The organism is Streptomyces sp. NPDC001920, assembly GCF_053594495.1.
In genome coordinates, this window is the sequence record NZ_JBSFEP010000002.1 from 517,227 (window position 1) to 536,181 (window position 18,955).

The 18,955-nt window shown below is 72.6% G+C and carries 19 protein-coding genes and 1 other RNA gene; 9 read left to right on the forward strand and 11 right to left on the reverse strand.

The genetic code is table 11. The features are described from left to right. Positions 1–26 precede the first annotated feature (26 nt). Both rnpB and ACWCPI_RS04895 read right to left on the reverse strand, forming a co-directional pair. Positions 27–430: RNase P RNA component class A (rnpB, locus tag ACWCPI_RS04890), an RNA gene on the reverse strand. A 91-nt stretch (positions 431–521) separates the two neighbouring features. Beyond that, positions 522–1,100 (reverse strand): Uma2 family endonuclease, encoded by a 579-nt coding sequence (locus ACWCPI_RS04895; RefSeq protein WP_451036750.1) that lies wholly within the window; start codon positions 1,098–1,100, stop codon positions 522–524. 163 nt (positions 1,101–1,263) lie between these two features. Here ACWCPI_RS04895 and ACWCPI_RS04900 point away from each other — a divergent pair, with 163 nt between their 5' ends. The 4 genes from ACWCPI_RS04900 (at position 1,264) to eda (ending at position 4,202) form a co-directional block, all read left to right on the forward strand. Continuing rightward, positions 1,264–2,028 (forward strand): MerR family transcriptional regulator, encoded by a 765-nt coding sequence (locus ACWCPI_RS04900; protein WP_451036751.1) that lies wholly within the window; start codon positions 1,264–1,266, stop codon positions 2,026–2,028. Then, positions 2,025–2,633, forward strand: a complete 609-nt coding sequence (locus ACWCPI_RS04905) for a hypothetical protein (protein ID WP_451036752.1) — start codon at positions 2,025–2,027, stop codon at positions 2,631–2,633. The genes ACWCPI_RS04900 and ACWCPI_RS04905 overlap by 4 nt, the downstream gene beginning before the upstream one ends. A 60-nt stretch (positions 2,634–2,693) precedes the next feature. Further along, on the forward strand, positions 2,694–3,476 hold the full coding sequence (gene yaaA / locus ACWCPI_RS04910) for a peroxide stress protein YaaA (protein WP_451036753.1): 783 nt from the start codon (positions 2,694–2,696) through the stop codon (positions 3,474–3,476). Positions 3,477–3,560: 84 nt separating this feature from the next. Further along, positions 3,561–4,202 (forward strand): bifunctional 4-hydroxy-2-oxoglutarate aldolase/2-dehydro-3-deoxy-phosphogluconate aldolase, encoded by a 642-nt coding sequence (eda, locus tag ACWCPI_RS04915; protein WP_451036754.1) that lies wholly within the window; start codon positions 3,561–3,563, stop codon positions 4,200–4,202. On the opposite strand, the gene ACWCPI_RS04920 is transcribed toward eda, so the two are convergent. Genes ACWCPI_RS04920 through ACWCPI_RS04930 form a run of 3 tightly spaced genes read right to left on the reverse strand, consistent with a single transcriptional unit; the run spans position 4,185 to position 7,158 of the window. Beyond that, positions 4,185–5,552 (reverse strand): bifunctional RNase H/acid phosphatase, encoded by a 1,368-nt coding sequence (locus ACWCPI_RS04920; protein ID WP_451036755.1) that lies wholly within the window; start codon positions 5,550–5,552, stop codon positions 4,185–4,187. The two genes, eda and ACWCPI_RS04920, sit on opposite strands and share 18 nt — an antisense overlap. Positions 5,553–5,563: 11 nt before the next feature. Further along, the gene (locus ACWCPI_RS04925; protein WP_388800517.1) at positions 5,564–6,307 is read right to left on the reverse strand and encodes a zinc ribbon domain-containing protein; all 744 of its coding nucleotides are present in this window, start codon (positions 6,305–6,307) and stop codon (positions 5,564–5,566) included. Continuing rightward, on the reverse strand, positions 6,304–7,158 hold the full coding sequence (locus ACWCPI_RS04930) for a Nif3-like dinuclear metal center hexameric protein (protein WP_451036756.1): 855 nt from the start codon (positions 7,156–7,158) through the stop codon (positions 6,304–6,306). Before ACWCPI_RS04930 ends, ACWCPI_RS04925 begins: the two co-directional genes overlap by 4 nt. Before the next feature lie 301 nt (positions 7,159–7,459). Here ACWCPI_RS04930 and ACWCPI_RS04935 point away from each other — a divergent pair, with 301 nt between their 5' ends. Continuing rightward, positions 7,460–8,788 (forward strand): hypothetical protein, encoded by a 1,329-nt coding sequence (locus ACWCPI_RS04935; RefSeq protein ID WP_451036757.1) that lies wholly within the window; start codon positions 7,460–7,462, stop codon positions 8,786–8,788. Between the two features lie 98 nt (positions 8,789–8,886). Next, entirely contained in the window at positions 8,887–9,039 is a 153-nt protein-coding gene (locus ACWCPI_RS04940; RefSeq protein WP_451036758.1) for a hypothetical protein, read from the forward strand. A 62-nt stretch (positions 9,040–9,101) separates the two neighbouring features. Here the strand turns inward: ACWCPI_RS04940 and ACWCPI_RS04945 are convergent, their stop codons facing one another. From ACWCPI_RS04945 to ACWCPI_RS04970, 6 genes are all read right to left on the reverse strand, one after another. Continuing rightward, positions 9,102–10,040 (reverse strand): 3-oxoacyl-ACP reductase, encoded by a 939-nt coding sequence (locus ACWCPI_RS04945; RefSeq protein WP_451036759.1) that lies wholly within the window; start codon positions 10,038–10,040, stop codon positions 9,102–9,104. 15 nt (positions 10,041–10,055) lie between these two features. Continuing rightward, on the reverse strand, positions 10,056–11,132 hold the full coding sequence (locus ACWCPI_RS04950) for a Zn-dependent alcohol dehydrogenase (RefSeq protein ID WP_451036760.1): 1,077 nt from the start codon (positions 11,130–11,132) through the stop codon (positions 10,056–10,058). 31 nt (positions 11,133–11,163) lie between these two features. Continuing rightward, complete coding sequence (locus ACWCPI_RS04955) at positions 11,164–12,021, reverse strand: MaoC/PaaZ C-terminal domain-containing protein (protein WP_451036761.1); 858 nt, start codon at positions 12,019–12,021, stop codon at positions 11,164–11,166. Positions 12,022–12,301: 280 nt separating this feature from the next. Next, a complete protein-coding gene (locus ACWCPI_RS04960; RefSeq protein ID WP_451036762.1) occupies positions 12,302–13,156 on the reverse strand; it encodes a hypothetical protein in 855 nt (284 codons plus the stop codon). Then, the gene (locus tag ACWCPI_RS04965; protein WP_451036763.1) at positions 13,153–13,695 is read right to left on the reverse strand and encodes a SigE family RNA polymerase sigma factor; all 543 of its coding nucleotides are present in this window, start codon (positions 13,693–13,695) and stop codon (positions 13,153–13,155) included. The genes ACWCPI_RS04960 and ACWCPI_RS04965 overlap by 4 nt, the downstream gene beginning before the upstream one ends. 60 nt (positions 13,696–13,755) lie before the next feature. After that, positions 13,756–15,183, reverse strand: a complete 1,428-nt coding sequence (locus tag ACWCPI_RS04970; protein WP_451036764.1) for an MFS transporter — start codon at positions 15,181–15,183, stop codon at positions 13,756–13,758. 180 nt (positions 15,184–15,363) lie between these two features. Here ACWCPI_RS04970 and ACWCPI_RS04975 point away from each other — a divergent pair, with 180 nt between their 5' ends. The 3 genes from ACWCPI_RS04975 to ACWCPI_RS04985 all read left to right on the forward strand — a co-directional run bounded on the left by ACWCPI_RS04975 (position 15,364) and on the right by ACWCPI_RS04985 (position 18,879). After that, positions 15,364–17,103: an MFS transporter gene (locus tag ACWCPI_RS04975; protein ID WP_451036765.1), complete on the forward strand. Its 1,740-nt coding sequence runs from the start codon at positions 15,364–15,366 to the stop codon at positions 17,101–17,103. A gap of 93 nt (positions 17,104–17,196) precedes the next feature. Continuing rightward, entirely contained in the window at positions 17,197–17,847 is a 651-nt protein-coding gene (locus ACWCPI_RS04980) for a class I SAM-dependent methyltransferase (RefSeq protein WP_451036766.1), read from the forward strand. A gap of 78 nt (positions 17,848–17,925) precedes the next feature. Beyond that, positions 17,926–18,879: an N-acetylmuramoyl-L-alanine amidase gene (locus ACWCPI_RS04985; protein WP_451036767.1), complete on the forward strand. Its 954-nt coding sequence runs from the start codon at positions 17,926–17,928 to the stop codon at positions 18,877–18,879. The last annotated feature ends 76 nt before the right edge of the window (positions 18,880–18,955 follow it).

The following is an 18,955-nucleotide window of genomic DNA, read 5'->3' on the forward strand; positions in this document are numbered from 1 at the left end:
CCACCGGCCTGGTCGGGGGGTAGCGGCAGACGAGTCGGGCTGTACGCCGGGTTCTGTTCCCAGGGTTCCTCGCGGAGCCCTGGGCGACGGCCATCCATCTAGGGCCGGCGTTGCCGCCGGCCTCGTGCGGTCTACCCGCGGACTCGGGCGGGCAGCCCTCGAACGTCCGCGCAGAGCGCTTTTCACGGCGCTCCTCTTGACCTTGCTCCGGGTGGGGTTTACCTAGCTGCCCAGGTCACCCTGGGCACTGGTGGTCTCTTACACCACCGTTTCACCCTTACCCGGCGCCTGAGCGCCGGGCGGTTTGCTTTCTGTGGCACTGTCCCGCGGGTCACCCCGGGTGGCCGTTAGCCACCACCCTGCCCTGTGGAGCCCGGACGTTCCTCGGGGAGCCCCCTGAGGGACTCCACGCGGCCGCCCGCCCGGCTCGTCTGCCGTGTCGACCATGTTACCGGCCTGCGGGGGGCGGCCGTCGCCAGGACCGTCGGGGAGGTCGACCGGAGGCTCGGCCGCCTGGTGGTTCAGAGGAAGTCCGTCGTGTCCAGCTCGAAGGCGAACGGCTCCGGAAGCGCGAGGGGTTTGCCGAGCGGGCGGGTGCAGTGCTCGCGGTAGTCGTCCCGCTCCGGATCTCTGAACAGCGTGATCTGGGAGGCCTCGCGATCGACGAGGAGGTAGAGGGGGACGGCACCACGGGCGTAGCAGCGACGTTTGGCCTCGCGGTCGGCCTGGGGCTTGGTGGAGGTCACCTCCAGGACCATGGCGACGCCCTCGCAGGGCATCCAGGATTCGGCACCTCGGTAGAGCCGCAGCTCCATGGGGGCGAATGTACCGTCCGGGATCACATGGTCCTTCGGGCAGGCACCTCCGCTCTGCAGCTTCAGCCCCTTGTTCCCGGAGAACTGCATGTCGGTCCGTGACCGCCTGATCACCTGGTTCACGATCAGCCCGATGTAGTCCTCGTGATCCCCGTCCGGCGGCGGCGTCACAACGATCTCCCCCTCGATCAGCTCGGCCCGGAAACCCTCCGGGGTGTCCAGGGCGAGAAAGCCCTCCAGCAGGACCTCTTCCTGCGTGAGCGGCTCATGGGCCATGGCAGTCATGTCACGCCCCTCCTTCGGTCGCTCGCCAGCCTGGGACATCCGAAGATCACCTGCCCGAGAGATCAGGAACCGTTCCCTCGATCGTGGCACACGACCACGACGACCGTCAGGCGCCGAGCCGCCGCCTTGACCCTGCCGCAACGTCAGCGTCTGTACTGATCCCATGCGGATCGGAGAACTCGCCGCCGCCGTCGGCGTCACCACGCGGACCGTGCGGCACTACCACCATCAGGGGCTGCTGCCCGAGCCCGAGCGGCGCCCGAACGGCTACCGGGACTACACCCTGCGGCACGCCGTCGTCCTCGCCCGGATCCGGCGGCTGACCGAGCTGGGGCTGGGGCTCGCGGAAGTGCGGGACGTGCTGGCCGAGGACGCCGGGAAGGATCTCGTCGAGGTGCTCACCGAGCTGGACGAGGACCTCGCCCGGCAGGAGGCGGCGCTTCGGGAGCGGCGGGCCCGGCTGCGGGCGCTGCTGGAGACGGAGGGCGCCCTGTCCGTCGAGGGGCCCGTGTCGGCGGAGCTGGGTGAGCTGTTCGCGCGGACGTCGCCGCCGTCGGACTCCCCCATGGCCGCCAAGGACCGGGAGATCCTCGCGCTGCTCGACCAGACGGCGTCGCCGGAGGTCCGGGAGGAGTTGATGTCCCTGTGGAGCGGCGCCCTCGGGAGCCCGGATGCGGTGGCGCGGGCGCACGAGGCGTACGCGCTGCTCGACGCCCTCGCCGACGCCGAGCCCGACGACCCTCGCGTGGACGAGGCGGCCCGGCTGCTCGCCGGGCTGATCCCTCGGGAACTGCTCACGGAGGCGGACATCGACAAGGACAACAGCTTCCTGCGTGCCTTCTACGCCGACTTCGCCCCGGCGCAGGCGGAGGCGATCCGCCGGGCGCTGCGGACCCTGACGGAAGCCCCGGGCGAGGGGCGGCCATGAGGGTCATGCGTGCGCTCGTGCGGCATGAACTGCGGCTCCTGGTCTGCCTGGGGCTGTGGGCGGTCCGGCGCCGGCACGTCCCGGAGGGCGGGCTCGCCTTCGGCCATGCGCGCGGGCAGGGGCCGATGATGTTCGGCTTCGGCTTCGTGTGCGTGGTCGAGTCGCTGACCATGTCGGTGCTGCTGCGGGACTTCCCGGCCGTGCGCCGGATGTGGTTCGCGCTCGACGTGTACACCGTCGTGCTCCTCGTCGGACTGCACGCCGCCTCCGTCGTACGGCCGCATGTGCTCGGCTCCGGCTTCCTGCGCGTCCGGCGTGGCGTCCACCTCGACCTTCGTATACCGCTGGAGAAGATCGCCGGCGTGCGGCGTGAGCTGCGTACCACCCATGAGCGGGCCGACGGGGAGTTCGACGTCGCCGTGGGCTCGCAGACGTCCGTCACGCTCGAACTCGCCGAGCCCGTCCCCTGCTTCACCTTCCTCGGTCGCCGGCGTGACGTTCACCTCGTGCGCTTCCATGCCGACGACGCGGACCGCGTGGTGGCAGAGATCCGGGAGGCCACGGCCGGCATGCCGCCGCGCGGCGGGGCATACCAGCACCCGTAGGGCGGGGGTCGCCCGGTGGCACGCCGTACCCTGTGGCGGAGTTCGATCGAAGGAGTACCCGTGCTTGTCCTGCTGCCCCCTTCCGAAGGCAAGGCCTCGTCGGGCCGGGGTGCCTGCCTGAAGCTGGAGTCGCTGTCGCTGCCCGGGCTCACCGGGGCCCGTGAGGCCGTGCTGGGCGAGCTGGTCGAGCTGTGCGGCGGCGACGAGGAGAAGGCGCGGGAGGTGCTCGGGCTGAGCGAGGGGCTGCGCGGCGAGGTCGCCAAGAACGCCGGGCTGCGGAGCGCGGGGGCGCGGCCCGCCGGGGAGATCTACACCGGGGTGCTGTACGACGCGCTCGACCTGGCGTCCCTGGACACGGCGGCGAAGCGCCGGGCGGGGCGTTCGCTGCTGGTGTTCTCCGGGTTGTGGGGGGCCATCGGGGTCAACGACAGGATCCCCTCCTACCGCTGCTCGATGGGCGTGAAGCTGCCCGGGCTCGGGGCGCTCGGCGCGTACTGGCGGACGCCGATGGCGGACGTGCTGCCCGAGGCCGCCGGGGACGGGCTCGTGCTCGATCTGCGGTCGTCGGCCTACGCCGCGGCGTGGAAGCCCAAGGGCGAGGTGGCCGGGCGGACGGCGACGGTACGGGTGCTGCACGCGCCGACGCGCAAGGTCGTCAGCCACTTCAACAAGGCGACCAAGGGGCGGATGGTACGGAGTCTGCTGACGGCCGGGGCCGCGCCGGCGGGTCCTGCCGAGCTGGTCGAGGCGCTGCGGGACCTCGGGTACGAGGTCGAGGTGGAGGCGCCCGCGAAGGCCGGGAAGGCGTGGACGCTGGATGTGCTGGTGACGGAGATCCACTGACGGCGGGGTACCGGTCACGACAGGGCGTTGCATCCCATGCAACGCCCTGTGCGCAGGGTGCTCGCCCTCGGCAGGATGAGGGCCATGACCTCAGTGACCTCCGTCCTGGATCTCGCGCCTGTCGTGCCCGTGGTGGTGGTCGACGCCCCCTGCGACGCCGTACCGCTCGCCAGGGCGCTGGTGGCGGGTGGGCTGACCGCGATCGAGGTGACCCTGCGGACGCCCCACGCGCTGGAGGCGATCCGGGCCGTCGCGGACGCGGTGCCGGACGCGGTGGTCGGGGCCGGCACGGTGATCACTCCGGAACAGGTGGGGCGGGCGGTCTCGGCGGGGGCGCGTTTCCTGGTCAGCCCTGGCTGGACGGACGTACTGCTGGACGCCATGCGGGGGTCCGGGGTGCCGTACCTGCCGGGGGTGTCGACCACGTCCGAGGTCGTGGCACTGCTGGAGCGCGGGGTGCGGGAGATGAAGTTCTTCCCGGCCGAACCGGCGGGGGGCACGGCGTATCTCAGGTCGTTGTACGGGCCGTTGCCGCAGGCCCGGTTCTGTCCGACGGGCGGGATCGGGCCTGCGTCGGCGCCCGACTATCTCGCGCTGCCCAACGTCGGCTGCGTGGGCGGGAGTTGGATGGCCCCGGCGGACGCGGTGGCGGCGCGGGACTGGGGGCGGGTGGAGGCGCTGGCGCGGGAGGCGGCCTGTCTCGAAGGCTCAGGCGCGCAGGTGTGACGTGTCGTTGAGGAGCCGTACGCTCGCGTTGCCGTCCGCGTAGTACGCCACCGCCGACAGGGAGGCCGCCGAGAGTTCCATGCGGAACAGGGACTCGGGCGGGGCGCCCAGGGCGAGGCGTACGAGCGTCTTGATCGGCGTGACGTGCGTGACGAGGAGGACCGTGCGGCCGGCGTACGCGGCGGTCAGCTTGTCCCGGGTGGCGGCGATGCGGGTGGCGGTCTCCGCGAAGCTCTCGCCGCCGCCGGTGGGGCGCGCCTCGGGGTCGGCGAGCCAGGCGGTCAGGTCGTCCGGGTGGCGCTCGCGCACCTCGCCGAAGGTGAGCCCCTCCCAGGCGCCGAAGTCGGTCTCGCGCAGGCCGTCGTCCACGGTCACCTCCAGGCCGAGGCGGGCGGCGACGATGCCGGCGGTCTCCCGGGTGCGGGCGAGCGGCGACGACACGATGGCCTGGACGGTGCCGCGCCTGGCGAGGGCGGCGCCGACCTTCTCGGCCTGTTCCCGGCCGATGGCGGAGAGGGAGGGGTCGGTGCCGCCACTGCCGGAGAACCGCTTCTGAGGGGTGAGGGGCGTTTCGCCGTGCCGCAGCAGGACGAAGGTGGCCGGGGCGCCCATGTCGGCGGGGGCCCAGCCGGCGGAGGGAGTGGCGACGGTGCGGGCGGCCCGGGCATCGGCCTCGGCCCTGGCACCGTCCTCGGTCTCGGTCGCGGTCTCGGTCTCGGTCGCGGTCGCGGTCTCGGTCGACGCGGGTTCGACGGAAGGAGCGGAGGGACCGGAGGGAGCGGCCGAGGCCCGGCCCTCCGCCAGGGCCGCGCGAGCCCGCGCCGCGCCCGCGGCGGCGTCCGCGGGCGGCCCGGACGGTTCGGGTCCGGCGGCGGCCCTGGCGGCCCTGGCGTCAGCCGCCGCCGACTCCGCCGTGGAAGCGGCCGCCGACCACTGCTCCCCGCGTTTTCCGGCGTCCATGGCCTCGTTGGCCAGCCGGTCCGCGTGCTTGTTCTGCTCCCTCGGGATCCACTCGTACGTCACCTGAGAGGCCGGGAAGACCCGTGCCGCCTCGAAGGCCAGCGGCTTCATGTCGGGGTGCTTGATCTTCCAGCGGCCCGACATCTGCTCGATGACCAGCTTGGAGTCCATCCGGACGTGGATCCGGGCCGCGGGGTCGAGGGCATGCGCGGCGCGCAGGCCCGCGAGCAGGCCCCGGTACTCGGCCACGTTGTTGGTGGCGACACCGATGTACTCGGCCGTCTCGGCCAGCGTCTGACCGGTGGCCGCGTCGATCACCACGGCACCGTAGCCCGCGGGCCCCGGGTTGCCCCGTGACCCGCCGTCGGCCTCGACGATGAACTCCCGCACCGACCCGGCTCCTACAGGCCCGACTCGGCCGTACGGACCAGGATCCGGCGGCAGTTCTCGCACCGCACCACCGTGTCCGGCGCCGCCTTGCGGATCTCGTTCAGCTCGGTGATGGCGAGCTCCTGGCGGCAGCCCTGGCAGGTGCGCTGGTACAGCTTGGCCGCGCCGATGCCGCCCTGCTGGCCGCGCAGCTTGTCGTAGAGCCCCAGCAGGTCGGCCGGGATGGCGCCGGCGATGACCTCGCGCTCCTTCGTCACCGTCGCCACCTCGCCGTCGATCTCCTCGAACGCGGCGTCCCGGCGGGCGGTCGCGTCGTCGACCTTCCCCTGCACGGCGCCGACCCGCTCGGTCAGCTCGGCGACCCGCTCCTGGGCGGACTCGCGGCGCTCCATGACCTCCAGGACGACGTCCTCCAGGTCGCTCTGGCGCTTGGCGAGGGAGACGATCTCGTGCTGGAGGCTCTCCAGGTCCTTCGGGGAGGTGACGGCGCCGGAGTCCAGGCGCTTCTGGTCGCGGGCGGCGCGCTGGCGCACCTGGTCCACGTCCTGCTCGGCCTTGGTCTGCTCGCGGGCGCAGTCGCTCTCCTCGGTCTGCGCGGCCACGAGCAGGTCGCGCAGCTGGGTGTGGTCCTTGGTCAGCCCCTCGATCTCGGCGTGCTCGGGCAGCGACCTGCGCCTGTGCGCGAGCTGCTGGAGGCGGACGTCGAGGGCCTGGAGGTCGAGGAGTCGGATCTGGTCGGCGGGCGCGGCGTTCAGTTGGGGGCTCCAGATGTATCCGTGGTTGAGGACGCCGCGTGGGCGGTCCAGGGGTCGGTGACCGTCTTCGAGACGTGGACGCGCAGGTCCCATCCGTGCCGGTCGGAGATCTCGTCGAGCTGGGCGGCGGCCAGCTCGCACCAGGGCCACTCGGTGGCCCAGTGCGCCGCGTCGAGCAGGGCGAGCGGGCTTTGGGCCACGGCCTCGGAGGCGGGGTGGTGGCACAGGTCCGCGGTGAGGAAGGCGTCGACGCCCGCCGCCCGCACCTGGTCGAAGAGGCTGTCGCCGGAGCCGCCGCTGACGGCGACGGTGCGGACCGTCGCCTCCGGGTCGCCGGCCACGCGGATGCCCTGTGCGGTGGCGGGCAGCCGCTCGGCGGCGCGGGCGGCGAGTTCGCGGACGGTCACGGGGTGGTCGAGCTCGCAGACGCGGCCCAGGCCCCTGCGGCCCTCCGGGTCGGACGGGTCGGGCACCAGCGGTCGTACGACCCGCAGGTCCAGTGCGCCGGCCAGCGCGTCGCTGACGCCGGGGTCGGCGGTGTCCGCGTTGGTGTGTGCCACGTGCAGCGCGATGTCGTTCTTGATCAGCGTGTGGACGACCCGGCCCTTGAAGGTGGAGGCCGCCACCGTCGTCGTACCGCGCAGGTAGAGCGGGTGGTGGGTGACCAGCAGGTCGGCGCCCAGCTTCACCGCCTCGTCCACGATCTCGCGGACCGGGTCGACGGCGAACAGGACCCGGGAGACCTCCTGGTCGGGGTCGCCCACGACGGTGCCGACCGCGTCCCAGGACTCGGCCCGCTCGGCGGGCCACAGGTTCTCCAGCGCGGCGATGACTTCTGACAGACGGGGCACGAGGAACAGGCTACCTGTCCCCTCTTTGCGCCTGAACCGGCGCCGCTCTCGCCGGGCCTGGCCGAGGGCCGTCGTCGCCCTCTGTGACCGGCCGCGGTGGCCGGCCGTGCTGATCGCTTGCGGTGATCTTCGCCAGAGTCACGCTGCGGTCGGCCGGCCGCCGTCCGCGGCCCGCCCAGCACAATCGCCCCCTTTCCTCAGGCGAATCGTTCCTGGGCCACCCCTTTGTGTGAAGGGGAGGCCAGGCGATCCCACGTCTGTGCGTACGAAAACTAGCTTCGTCACTGGAGGTGACCGGACCATGACGGCCTGTGCTATCGAGTCCGCGGCGGAGCGTGAGGACGGCGATGCGCCTCGGGCGGGATGCACGATCACTGCGGACGGCTCCTACGCCGCCCGCCTCGCGCTGGACGGCGACTGCTGGTTCCCGGAGCGCTGGACCCTGGACGGCCCCGAGCCCTACGCCGTGCCGCTGCCCGCCAACCAGCCGGAGGAGCCCGGCACCGAGGTGCACCCGATGGGCGACGGCCGGGTCCTGATCCGGCGCCGCACCGACGGACGCCATGTCTTCTCACTGCTCTACCCGACCGGGCCCGGCACCGGTGAACTGCCGCTCGGCGCGGTCCAGTGCCCCGAGGAGGGGGCCCGGATGCGGATGCTGCCCCCGGCCCCGGGCGGCGACAAGGCGTACGCCCTCGCGGTGGGCCGGCACTCCAGCACGGTGTGGCTGGTGGCGGGGGGCACCTTCGGGCCGGAGCGCGCCGCGGAGGTCCCGGGGCGCTGCTCGGGTGGGGTGTGGCTGGACCGGAGCGGGCGGATACTGGCCCTGGACCGGGAGTTCGAGGGCCGCACCAAGGCCGTCGTGGTCGATCTGGAGCGGGCCGGCGAGGTGTCGCCGCTGCTGCAGATCGCCGCCGACAGCGACGACCGGCTGCTGCTCGCCGACCCGGACAGCGGACTGCTGCTGATCGGGTCGGACGCGCCCTCGCCGGGACGGCCGCGGCTGGGCTGGGGCGTGCTGGGCAGTGCGTTGCCGGTGCGCTTCCCGGAGTGCCTGCGGATGCCCGAGTGCGCGGTGACGCCGTTCGCGATCCAGCCCGGGCAGGTGCTGACCCCGGAGCACTGCGGGGTGGCCCTGCGCATCGACGGGCCGGTCGGCAGCTGGGTCGGGGTGTGGCGGCCGGCCGAGCGGCGGGTATGTCATCTCGCGGCGCCCGAGGGGTGGTTGGCGGGTTCCGGGTTGTGGACGTCCGACGGAGTGCTCCGACTGCCTTACTCGACGGCGCAGGTGCGGTGCGGGGTGGCTCGGGTCGTGGAGGCCGCCGGGGAGGCGGTGGTGGCGGCCGAAGCGGCCTCGACCGGATGGAGACCGGAGACATGGCCGGCGGAACTGCCGGCGGAACGGCCGGAGGAAGGACAGGAGGAAAGGCCGGCGGAAGGGCAGCGGGAAAGACCGGCGGAGACGCAGGGGCAACGACCGGAAGGGCCGGGGGGAGCGCCGAGGGAAGGGCTGGAACCGGGGCCGCTGTCGGCGTCGTCCCGGCCGACGGAAACGGACCCTCCGCATCCTGTCACGCCCCGTCCCGTGCCGCTGCAGCAAGCCCCCTTGGGCGGTCTTGTAACGAAGTAGTGGCGGTTGGCGTGGCCGCCTGGATTCGCCCCGTGGTGGGCCGGTTAAACTCGCCCGGCTGTTTGAAAGATCATGTTTTGACGGGGTGAGCTTTACCGATGAGCAACGCGAGCACGACCCAGCCGTCGTCGGACGTCCAGGAGGCCGCCGGTCACGGCAGGCACCGGGGTCCGGTCTCGGCCCAGGACAGCGAGACGGCCCCTCGTGGCCGTCACCGCAAGCCGGTCGAGGAGATCGAGACCGCGGCCTGAACGCCGGGCAGCGAGAACGGTGTACGGCCCTGTCCCTCACGGGGGACGGGGCCGTTCCCGTGTCAGTCCCGCTTCAGCGCGAGCACCTCCGCCGCCGCGAACGTCTCCCCCCGCGGCCGCTCGGCGTAGTGCGGGGTGAGGAGCGCGTCGAGCTCGTCGTAGGTGAAGGTCTCCTGCTTGCTGTCGAACTTGGCCCGCACCCGCGGCCGTTCGACGACCGCCACCATGCCGCCGTGGACGACGAGCAGCTGACCGTTGATCCGCCCCGCGGCCGGTGAGGCCAGATAGCCGACGAGCGGCGCGACATGCTCGGGGGCGAGCGGGTCGAGGCCGTCGGCCGGCTGCTCGAAGCCCGCGAAGACGTCCTCGGTCATCCGGGTGCGGGCGCGCGGGCAGATGGCGTTGGCGGTCACGCCGTACTTGGCGAGCGCGAGAGCCGTGGAGGTGGTGAGCCCGACGATGCCGCCCTTCGCCGCGGCGTAGTTGGGCTGTCCGGCGGAGCCGGCGAGGAACGCCTCCGACGAGGTGTTCACGATCCGCCCGTACACCGGACCCTGCGCCGCCTTGGACCGCTCGCGCCAGTGCGCGGCGGCGAAGCGGGTGGTGTTGAAGTGGCCCTTGAGGTGGACCCGGATCACCGTGTCCCACTCCCCCTCCGACATCGAGAAGACCATGCGGTCCCGCAGGATGCCGGCGTTGTTGATCAGGATGTCGAGCTTGCCGAACTCGCTGATCGCCGACTCCACCAGCTCCCGGGCCTGCCGGAAGTCGGCGACGTCCCCGGTGTGGGCGAGCGCCTTGCCGCCCGCCTCGCGGATCTCGGCCGCGACCTCCTGCGCGGGCCCGGTGGAGGCCGCGCCCGAGCCGTCCCTGCCGGGCTGCCCGTAGTCGTTGACGACGACGGCCGCGCCGAGCCGGGCGAGTTCCAGCGCCTCCGCCCGGCCGAGCCCCCGGCCGGCGCCCGTGACGACCGCGGACAGGCCCTCAAGTGGCAGTGACATACGCCCCCCTCGCCGTCAGATCTCGATGCAGGTGCGCAGCGCCGTGCCCGTGCGCATCTGGTCGATCGCCTCGTTGATGCCGGCCAGCGGCACACGGTGGGTGATCAGTGCCGCGAGGTCGATGCGGCCCGCGCGCCAGAGCGCGATCGTCCGCTCGTAGGAGCGCAGGACGTCACCGCCTCCGTACATGGACGGCAGGATCCGCTTCTCGTCGAAGAACAGCTCGAACATGTTGAGCTGGAGGAAGTCGTCCATCGCTCCGGCGCCGACGATGACGAGGGTGCCGCCGCGCCGGGTGTTCTCGTAGGCCGTGCGGGCGGTGGCGGACCTGCCGACGACCTCGAAGACGTAGTCGAAGCCCTCGCCGGCGGTGATCTCCTGCTTGGCGGCGGGCAGTTCGTCCGGCGACACCGCCTTGGTGGCGCCGAACCTCAGCGCGGACTCGCGGCGTGCGGGGACCGGGTCGACGGCGACGATCTCGGCGGCGCCCTTGAGCCGGGCCCCCTGGATCGCGGAGACACCGACGCCACCGCAGCCGATGACGGCGACGGACGAACCGGCCTCCACCTCGGCGGTGTTGAGCGCGGCACCGAGCCCGGTGGTCACGCCGCAGCCGATGAGGGCGGCGATGTCGAAGGGGACGTCGTCGGGGACGGGCACCGCGCAGCCCGCGTCGACCACGACCTCCTCCGCGAAGGTGCCGGTGCCGGCGAAGCCGAAGAGGTCACCTGCCGGGCGCTTGAAGTTGGGGGTTCCGGCGTTCATGAACCCGGCCAGGCACAGCTGGGACTGGCCGCGCCTGCAGGCGGGGCAGGCGCCGCAGGCGGGGAGCCAGCAGACGACGACCCGGTCGCCGGGCTTCAGATGGCGTACGCCCTCCCCGACTTCCAGGATCTCGCCCGCGCCCTCGTGACCGGGCACGAAGGGTGCCGGCTGGGGCAGCACTCCCGCCATGGCGGACAGATCCGAGTGGCACAGCCCGGTCGCCCGCACCCGGACCCTCACCCTGCCGGGCCCGAAGCCCACCGCCTCGACGTCGTCGAGGACGTCGAGCTTGTCCTGGCCGATCTCGTGCAGTACGGCTGCTCGCATGGTGCGGCTCCCCTCGTACGGCGGTGTGGACTCAGGTGTGTTCGACGACGGTGTCGGCGAGGACGGGCGCGTCGTCCCGCTCGACCGCGCTCACCGCGACCCGCACGGCGCCCTGCGACGACCACGCGCGGATGCGCAGGGTCTCCCCGGGATACACGACCCCGGCGAACCGGGTGGCGTAGGACCGCACCCGGGTCACATCACCGCCGAGCAGCGTGTCCACGACCGCCTTGAGCGTGATGCCGTAGGTGCACAGTCCGTGCAGGATGGGCCGTTCGAACCCGGCGACCTTGGCGAACTCGGGGTCCGCGTGCAGCGGGTTCAGGTCGCCGGAGAGACGGTAGAGCAGGGCCTGGTCCTCGCGGGTCGACCGCTCGACGACCCGGTCGGGCTCACCGACAGGGGGTTCGAGACGGGCGGACGGGCCGCGGTCGCCGCCCCACCCTCCTTCTCCCCGGACGAAGATCTGGGCGTCGTTCGTCCACAACGGCCCGTCGCTGTCGGCGACTTCGGTGCGCATGACGAGGACGGCGGCCTTGCCCTTGTCGTGGACGGCGGCGATGCGCGAAGTGGCGGTCGCCGTGCCCCGTACCGGGATGGGACGGTGGAGGGTCAGCGACTGGCCGCCGTGCAGGACCTTGGCGAGGTCCACCTCGACACCGGGCATGGACAGGCCGCTGATCACCCCGGGCGATCCGGAGCCGGCGACGGTGGCGAAGCTGGGCAGGACGTGCAGGCGGGACTCAAGGGTGTAGCGCAGTTCGTCGGGGTCGGTCGCCGGGGTGCCCGCGCCGATTCCGAGGTGGTAGAGCTGCACGTCCTTGGCGTTCCAGGTGATCTCGCCCGTCCGGGGCTGCGCTGCAACGGCCTTGGCGGCGTCGATGGGCATGGGGCTCCTGAAGGCTCTTGGGGGACCGAAAGACCCCGGTACGGCCGTCCGCACCGTCGGCCGCACCGAGGTCGTCGCGGGCCGTTCTAGAACGCGTTCCAGTCCGGCGCCCTTTGTATAGCCGAGTGCAGCACACTTGTGAAGGCTTCTGACGCTTCATCAGGTCCGACACGTCGGGCCGGCGTCCGCGGCGGTGGACCGGTCCCGTGATCGCCCGGAACGCGGCTCCCCGCAGACGCGCCGTCCCGACGCCCTGCCCCCCGCCCTCGGCGCGCCACCGCTACTGCGTCACCCGCACCGACTCGTACACCGTGCCCTCCGGCGCGAGGCACACGAACCAGTTCACCGGGGAACCGTCCACCGGGCGGATCACGAAGTCGTCGCTGTTGACGTCGTGGGCCCGGGAGACCACGGGGACCTCGGTGGTCGTACCGTCCTTCCAGGTGCAGGTGACCTGCTGGGCGGTCACGGCGACCTTGCCGATGACCAGGCGCTTCGGCCCCTCGGAACCGGGCTCCAGGGCGACCGCTGCGGTCTGGATGTCCTTGCCCGACATCGCGTCCTGCGCGGTGAACGCCTCCTCGATCAGCGTCGGGCTGCTCACCACGGTGCCGTAGCTCCACTTCACCGAGTACGAGCTTCGGCCGATCAGGTCGGAGGCCTGGCGCACGTCCGACGGGGTGTCCCCGAACTCGGCCATCGCCGCCAGCTCGGCCTGGGCCTCCCGTTCGTCGCGGGGTGCCTCCCAGACGTCGATGTCGACCCTCCAGTCCTTGCCGCGCTCGGTTCCGGTGGCGAGCAGGGTCCGCTGGGGCGTGCGCACGTCCGGCGCCGGGGTGGCGGGCGGGCTCGTGGGCGGGCTGGTCGCCACCGAGGAGCCCCGGCTGCGGTCGCCGTCGCCGCCCGGCATGCCCGCCACGGCCAGTGTGGTCGCCGAGCCCACCAGCGCCAGGGCCGTCGCCGTCGCGACCGCCCAGCGGCGGGCTCTGCGCCGGCGGCCGCCGCGGAGCACCGCGTCATAAGGGGCTATGCCGACCTCGACCTCGTCCGCGGCTTCGGCGAGCAGGAAGGCGATGTCCGTGTGGGTCGTGTCGTGCTTGCTCATGCCGTGGTTCGTCTCCCGGTGCCCGCTCATCGCGTCCGTCCTCCCTGCGTCACCATCTCGGCCAGTCCCGGTATGGCGCGGAGTTTCGCGATCCCCTTGGACGCGTTGCTCTTCACCGCGCCGACGGAACACCCCATCGCCTCCGCCGTCTGCGTCTCGGTCAGGTCCTCCCAGTACCGCAGGACCACCGCCTCCCGCTGCCGCACGGGCAGTTGCGCGAGAGCCGTCAGCAGGGTGCTGCGGTCCTCGGCCTGAGCGATGCGGTCACCGGCCTCCGCCACCTCGCGCACCAGGCCGCAGTCGTCCTTGGGCGCGAGGAACTCCCTGAGCCGCCTGCGGTGCCTGCGGGCGTGCGCGTTGATCATCACGCGCCGCACATAGGCCTCCGGGTCATCGGCCGAGCCGACTCTGCGCCAGGCCACGTAGACCTGTTCGAGCGTCGTCTGGACCAGGTCCTCCGCGGCGTGCTGCTCCCCCGTGAGGAGAAATGCCGTCCGCATCAGCCGCGGCCAGCGGCCGATGACAAAGCTCTGGAACTCCGAGTCCCGAGCCGCCTTGCGATCCCCCATGGGCACCTCCTAGATATTCAAAGGAGTCCATGAGCCCCTCGGACCGTTGCCTGCGTCGCCTCAGTTCGTCGAAGTCCTCCTCGGCAGCCACAGCAGCATCAGCACCGCCCCCGCCACGAGCACCGCCGCCGACGTACGGAAGACCAGGGCGTACCCCTCCGTCAGTGCCCCCGGCGACGTGCTCCCCTGCGAACGCGCGGCCGCGATGGTCGACATGACCGCGAGACCCAGCGAACCGCCCATCGTGCGCGAGGTGTTGACCAGTCCCGAGACCAGCCCCGCCTCGCCCGGCCGGGCACCGGACGTGGCCAGGGCGGCGAGCGGGGTGGCCGCCAAGCCCGCGCCCAGCATCATCAGCACGCCCGGCACCATGATCGACGTCAGGTACGCGCCCGTCGCATCCAGCGTGGACTGCCAGCCGAAGCCGACGGCCGCCACGACCGTGCCCAGCACGGCCACGTTGCGTACGCCGGTCGCCCGCATCAACCGGGGTGCGAGCTTGGAGCCGACGATCACGGCCAGTGAGCTGGGCACCAGGGCCAGACCGGCCTCCAGCGGGGTGTAGCCGAGCACGTTCTGCGCGTACAGCGTCATGAAGAACCACATGCAGAACATCGCCGACCCGGACAGGAACATCGCCACGTTCGCCGACGACACCGACCGCAGCCGCAGCAGCCCGAGCGGCATCAGCGGAGCCGCCGTACGCGCCTGAACGGCGAGGAAGGCGCCGATCAGGGCGAGCCCCGCCAGCAGCGGTACGACGGTGGCCGTCGCCGTCCAGCCCTCGGCCTCGGTCTGCGAGATGCCGTACGCGAGCGTCGCCAGCCCGGCCGTCACCAGGACCGCGCCCGGCAGGTCCAGCCGGTTCCCGTCCTCGGCCCGGCTCTCCGCGAGCCAGAGCACCGCACCGGCCAGGACCACCGCGCCCACCGGCACGTTGATCAGCAGTACCCAGCGCCACGACAGCACGTCCACCAGCACCCCGCCGACGAGCCCGCCCGCGGCGCCGCCCCCGGCACCGACCGCGGTCCAGGTCGCGATGGCCCGTGCCCGCGCCGCGCCCTCCGGCACCGCCGCGGTCAGGATCGTCAGCGTCGAGGGCGCCAGCACCGCGGCGCCCAGTCCCTGTACTGCCCGGGCGGCGAGCAGGTGCCACTCCTGCCGGGCCAGCCCGCCGGCCAGCGAGGCCAGGGTGAACAGGGAGAGCCCGACCAGGAACATCCGCTTGCGGCCGTAGAGGTCCCCGGCCCGCCCGCCGAGCAGCATGAACCCCGCGAAGGCGATGGCGTAGGCGTTGACCACCCACTGCAGTCCCTGCGCGCTGAGCCCGAGGTCGGCACGCATCGACGGCAGCGCCACGTTCACCACGGACACGTCGAGCACGACCAGGAACTGCCCGGCGCAGGCGAGCGCCACCACCAGCCAGGTGGGAGGCGCGGTACGGCGGGAGGTGCGGGTGGCGTCAGCGGCTCGGAGCATGGATGTCATGCTCTCAACCACCGACGCTTCCGGCATCGGGATTTGTGCCCAGGCCGCCCCCTGCCAGGGACCTACACCCCCCGTATCAGCCTCCTCGCCATCCTCGGCTTCACCAAGAAAGCGTCAAGAAACCTTTAGGGGTCCAAAGCATCGGAATAGTTGCCCAGGTACACCGGGTTGGCCCCCGACATGAAACGAACGACGAACGACCAGCCCACCGGCAGAGCGACCGGCCCCCTCGTCCCGGTCCTCGCCTTCGCGGGCATCGTCGTCGCGGTGATGCAGACCCTGCTCGTCCCGGTCATCAAGGACCTGCCGCAGCTGCTGAGCACCACGCCCGGCAACGCCACCTGGGTCCTGACCTCGACGCTGCTCTCCGGTGCCGTGGCCACGCCGATCATGGGCCGGCTGGGGGACCTGTACGGAAAGCGGCGCATGCTGACGGTCAGCCTGGCCGTGATGGTGCTCGGCGCCGTGGTCAGCGCCGTCACCAGCGACCTGCTCCCCATGATCGCCGGCCGCACCCTGCAGGGCTTCGCGATGGGCGCGATACCCCTCGGCATCGGGCTGATGCGCGACAGGCTGCCCCGCGAGAAGCTCGGCTCGGCGATGGCCCTGATGAGCTCCTCGATCGGCGTCGGCGGCGGACTCGCACTGCCCGCCGCGGCCCTGGTCGCCCAGCACGCCGACTGGCACGCCCTCTTCTACGGCGCCGCCGGCCTCGGCGTCCTCTCCATCGCCCTCACCCTCCTCGTCGTACCGGAGTCCGAGGTCCGCGCGGAAGGCTCCTTCGACCTGATGGGCGCGCTCGGCCTCTCCGCCGGCCTCGTCCTGTTCCTGCTGCCGATCACCAAGGGCAGCGACTGGGGCTGGACCTCCGGCACCACGCTCGGTCTGTTCGGCGCGTCGGCCGCCGTCCTGCTGCTGTGGGGCGTCTACGAACTGCGCATCGCGGCCCCCCTCGTCGACCTGCGCACCACGGCCCGCCCGGCGGTCCTCTTCACCAACCTGGCCTCGATCATGGTCGGTGTCTCGTTCTACGTCGTCTCCCTCGTCCTCCCCCAGCTGCTCCAGCTCCCGAAGTCCACCGGCTACGGGCTCGGCCAGTCGATGGTGGTCGCGGGCCTGCTCGTGGCCCCGCTGGGCCTGACGATGATGTTCACGGCACCCGTGTACGCCCGCCTCTCCGCGAAGTACGGCCCCAAGACGACCCTGATCATCGGCATGCTGATCATCGCGATCGGCTACGGCGCCGGCCTCGGCCTGATGAGCGCCCCCTGGCAGAGCCTGCTGATCGCGGTCGTCCTGGGCACCGGCATCGGCCTCGCCTACTCCTCGCTCCCGGCCCTGATCGTCGGCGCGGTCCCGGCGTCGGAGACCGGGGCGGCGAACGGCCTCAACACCCTGATGCGCTCCATCGGCACCTCGGTGTCGAGCGCCGTGATCGGCATGGTGCTGGCGAACACGGCGAACGACGTCGGCGGCGCCGAGATCCCGACGATGCACGGCTTCCGCCTCTCGTTCCTCATCGCGACGGCCGCGGTCGCGATCGGCCTGCTGATGGCCCTGCTCCTGCCCAAGCACCGCCCCGCCGCCCCGCCTCGGCCGCACGCCGCCGGCGAGGAGGACGCCGGCCCGCAGCGCGTCGAGGAGGCACTGCACGGGTTCCGCGGCCGGGTCCTGGACGCCACCGGCATCCCGGTCGCGCGTGCCAGGGTCACGCTGATCGACCGCCGGGGCCGGCGGGCCGGCGCGGCCCTGTCCGCCGAGGACGGCAGCTACGCCCTCGCCGTCCCCGCCCACGGCGCCTACGTCCTGGCCGCCCGCGCCGACGGCCACGCCCCGCTCGCCTCGTCGGCGACGCACACGGGTGAGGGCGGCCCGGTCGAGGTGGACCTGTCGCTGCCCGGGGAGCCGGTCGGCGCCTGACACCCCTGCGCTCGCACCCCCCGTCGTTCACCGTGCCGGGGGGTGTGGTGCACGATGGGCGCCCACACGCTCGTACGACCGAAAGGGACCCGCATGGCCCCGGCCCCCAAGCCCGAGATCCTGGCCGCGTTCGAGGCGGCGAAGGGGTTCATGCCCGCGGGCGAGGGGCTCGCGCTGTACGCGGCGGCCGTCGAGGCCGGACGGCTCGGCCTGCCCCTGCTGGAGGTCGGCACGTACTGCGGTCGCTCCGCGATCCTGCTCGCCGACGCCGCCCGCGAGACCGGGGTGACGGCCCTCACCGTCGACCACCACCGCGGCAGCGAGGAACAGCAGCCGGGCTGGGAGTACCACGACCCGGAGACCGTCGACCCCGAGATCGGCCTGATGGACACGCTGCCGACATTCCGCCGCACGCTGCACAGGGCGGGCCTGGAGGAGCACGTCGTGGCTCTGGTCGGCCGCTCCCCGCAGGTCGCGAAGATCTGGAACTCCCCGCTCGGCCTGGTCTTCATCGACGGCGGCCACACCGACGAGCATGCGAACGCCGACTACGAGGGCTGGGCCCCGCATGTCGCCGAGGACGGACTGCTCGTCATCCACGACGTGTTCCCGGACCCCGTGGACGAGTTCACCGGGCAGGCGCCGTACCGCGTCTACCTGCGGGCACTGGAGTCCGGGGCGTTCACGGAGGTGTCGGTGACGGACTCGCTGCGTGTGCTGCGGCGGACGGGCACCGGGTTCTGAACCACGGGCGGACTCCGGCCGCCGCCCCCGACCGTGGCGTACCGCCGCGTGCGGTGGTCGGCCCGTAAGGTGTCAGGCGTGTCGTACGTAGGTCCGGACTTCGATCCTTCCCAGCCCCGCCGCCGTCGCCGCCGCGCCCTGACCGTCGCGGCCGCCGCCCTCGTGCCGGGGGCCCTGCTCGGATGGGTGATGTACGAGGCGGTGGGCGGTTCCGGCGACGGAGGCGGCTCCGGCAGCGCGGCCGTACGGTCCTCCCAGGGGCCGTCGGGCTCGGTGCCGACCGACGCCTCCACGACCGACGACAAACCGCCGGGCCCCACGCCCACCGCCGACTCGACCTCGGCGCCCGGCACCTCCGGCCCTCTCAAGGGCAAGGTGGTCGTGGTCGACCCCGGCCACAACCCCGGCAACTTCCGGCACACGGCCGACATCAACCGCCAGGTAGACATCGGCACCAACTGGAAGGAGTGCGACACCACGGGCACCTCCACCAACGACGGTTACACGGAGGCCGAGTTCACCCTGGACGTCGCCCACCGGTTGCGCGCCCTGCTCCAGCGGCAGGGCGCCACCGTGAAGTTCACCCAGGACGGCGACCGCCCGTGGGGCCCGTGCGTGGACGAGCGGGCCCGCATCGGCAACGAGGCGCACGCCGACGCCGTCGTCTCCCTCCACGCGGACGGCGCGGGCAACGGCCAACGGGGATTCCACGTCATCCTCCCGGGCAAGGTGGACGAGGGCGCCGCGCACACCGGCCCGATCGTCGGCCCCTCCCGCGACCTCGGCGAGCGCATCGCCGGCTCCTTCGTCCGCGTCACGGGCAGCGCCCCCTCCGACTACGTCGGCGACGGCACCGGCCTGGTCACGCGCAAGGATCTGGGCGGTCTCAATCTGTCAACGGTGCCCAAGGTGTTCATCGAATGCGGCAACATGCGCGACAGCAAGGACGCTGCACAGCTCACCGACGGCGCTTGGCGGCAGAAGGCGGCGCGGGGGATCTCTGAGGGAATCGTGAGTTTCCTGCGCGGGTAGTGATCGGCGGCTGATCCCGGCGGACACCCTCGTCGGTCGGACGATAAGGTCGTCCCTACGATGAGGGGCCACCCCT

Bases quoted from the DNA above. Each gene is read 5' to 3' on its own strand.
- eda (WP_451036754.1), top strand. From the start codon at position 3,561: ATGACCTCAGTGACCTCCGTCCTGGATCTCGCGCCTGTCGTGCCCGTG.
- ACWCPI_RS04950 (WP_451036760.1), bottom strand. From the start codon at position 11,132: ATGCGAGCAGCCGTACTGCACGAGATCGGCCAGGACAAGCTCGACGTC.
- ACWCPI_RS04905 (WP_451036752.1), top strand. From the start codon at position 2,025: ATGAGGGTCATGCGTGCGCTCGTGCGGCATGAACTGCGGCTCCTGGTC.
- ACWCPI_RS04970 (WP_451036764.1), bottom strand. From the start codon at position 15,183: ATGACATCCATGCTCCGAGCCGCTGACGCCACCCGCACCTCCCGCCGT.
- ACWCPI_RS04965 (WP_451036763.1), bottom strand. From the start codon at position 13,695: ATGGGGGATCGCAAGGCGGCTCGGGACTCGGAGTTCCAGAGCTTTGTC.
- ACWCPI_RS04945 (WP_451036759.1), bottom strand. From the start codon at position 10,040: ATGTCACTGCCACTTGAGGGCCTGTCCGCGGTCGTCACGGGCGCCGGC.
- ACWCPI_RS04975 (WP_451036765.1), top strand. From the start codon at position 15,364: ATGAAACGAACGACGAACGACCAGCCCACCGGCAGAGCGACCGGCCCC.
- ACWCPI_RS04900 (WP_451036751.1), top strand. From the start codon at position 1,264: ATGCGGATCGGAGAACTCGCCGCCGCCGTCGGCGTCACCACGCGGACC.
- ACWCPI_RS04960 (WP_451036762.1), bottom strand. From the start codon at position 13,156: ATGAGCGGGCACCGGGAGACGAACCACGGCATGAGCAAGCACGACACG.
- ACWCPI_RS04935 (WP_451036757.1), top strand. From the start codon at position 7,460: ATGACGGCCTGTGCTATCGAGTCCGCGGCGGAGCGTGAGGACGGCGAT.
- ACWCPI_RS04955 (WP_451036761.1), bottom strand. From the start codon at position 12,021: ATGCCCATCGACGCCGCCAAGGCCGTTGCAGCGCAGCCCCGGACGGGC.
- ACWCPI_RS04980 (WP_451036766.1), top strand. From the start codon at position 17,197: ATGGCCCCGGCCCCCAAGCCCGAGATCCTGGCCGCGTTCGAGGCGGCG.
- ACWCPI_RS04895 (WP_451036750.1), bottom strand. From the start codon at position 1,100: ATGACTGCCATGGCCCATGAGCCGCTCACGCAGGAAGAGGTCCTGCTG.
- ACWCPI_RS04940 (WP_451036758.1), top strand. From the start codon at position 8,887: ATGAGCAACGCGAGCACGACCCAGCCGTCGTCGGACGTCCAGGAGGCC.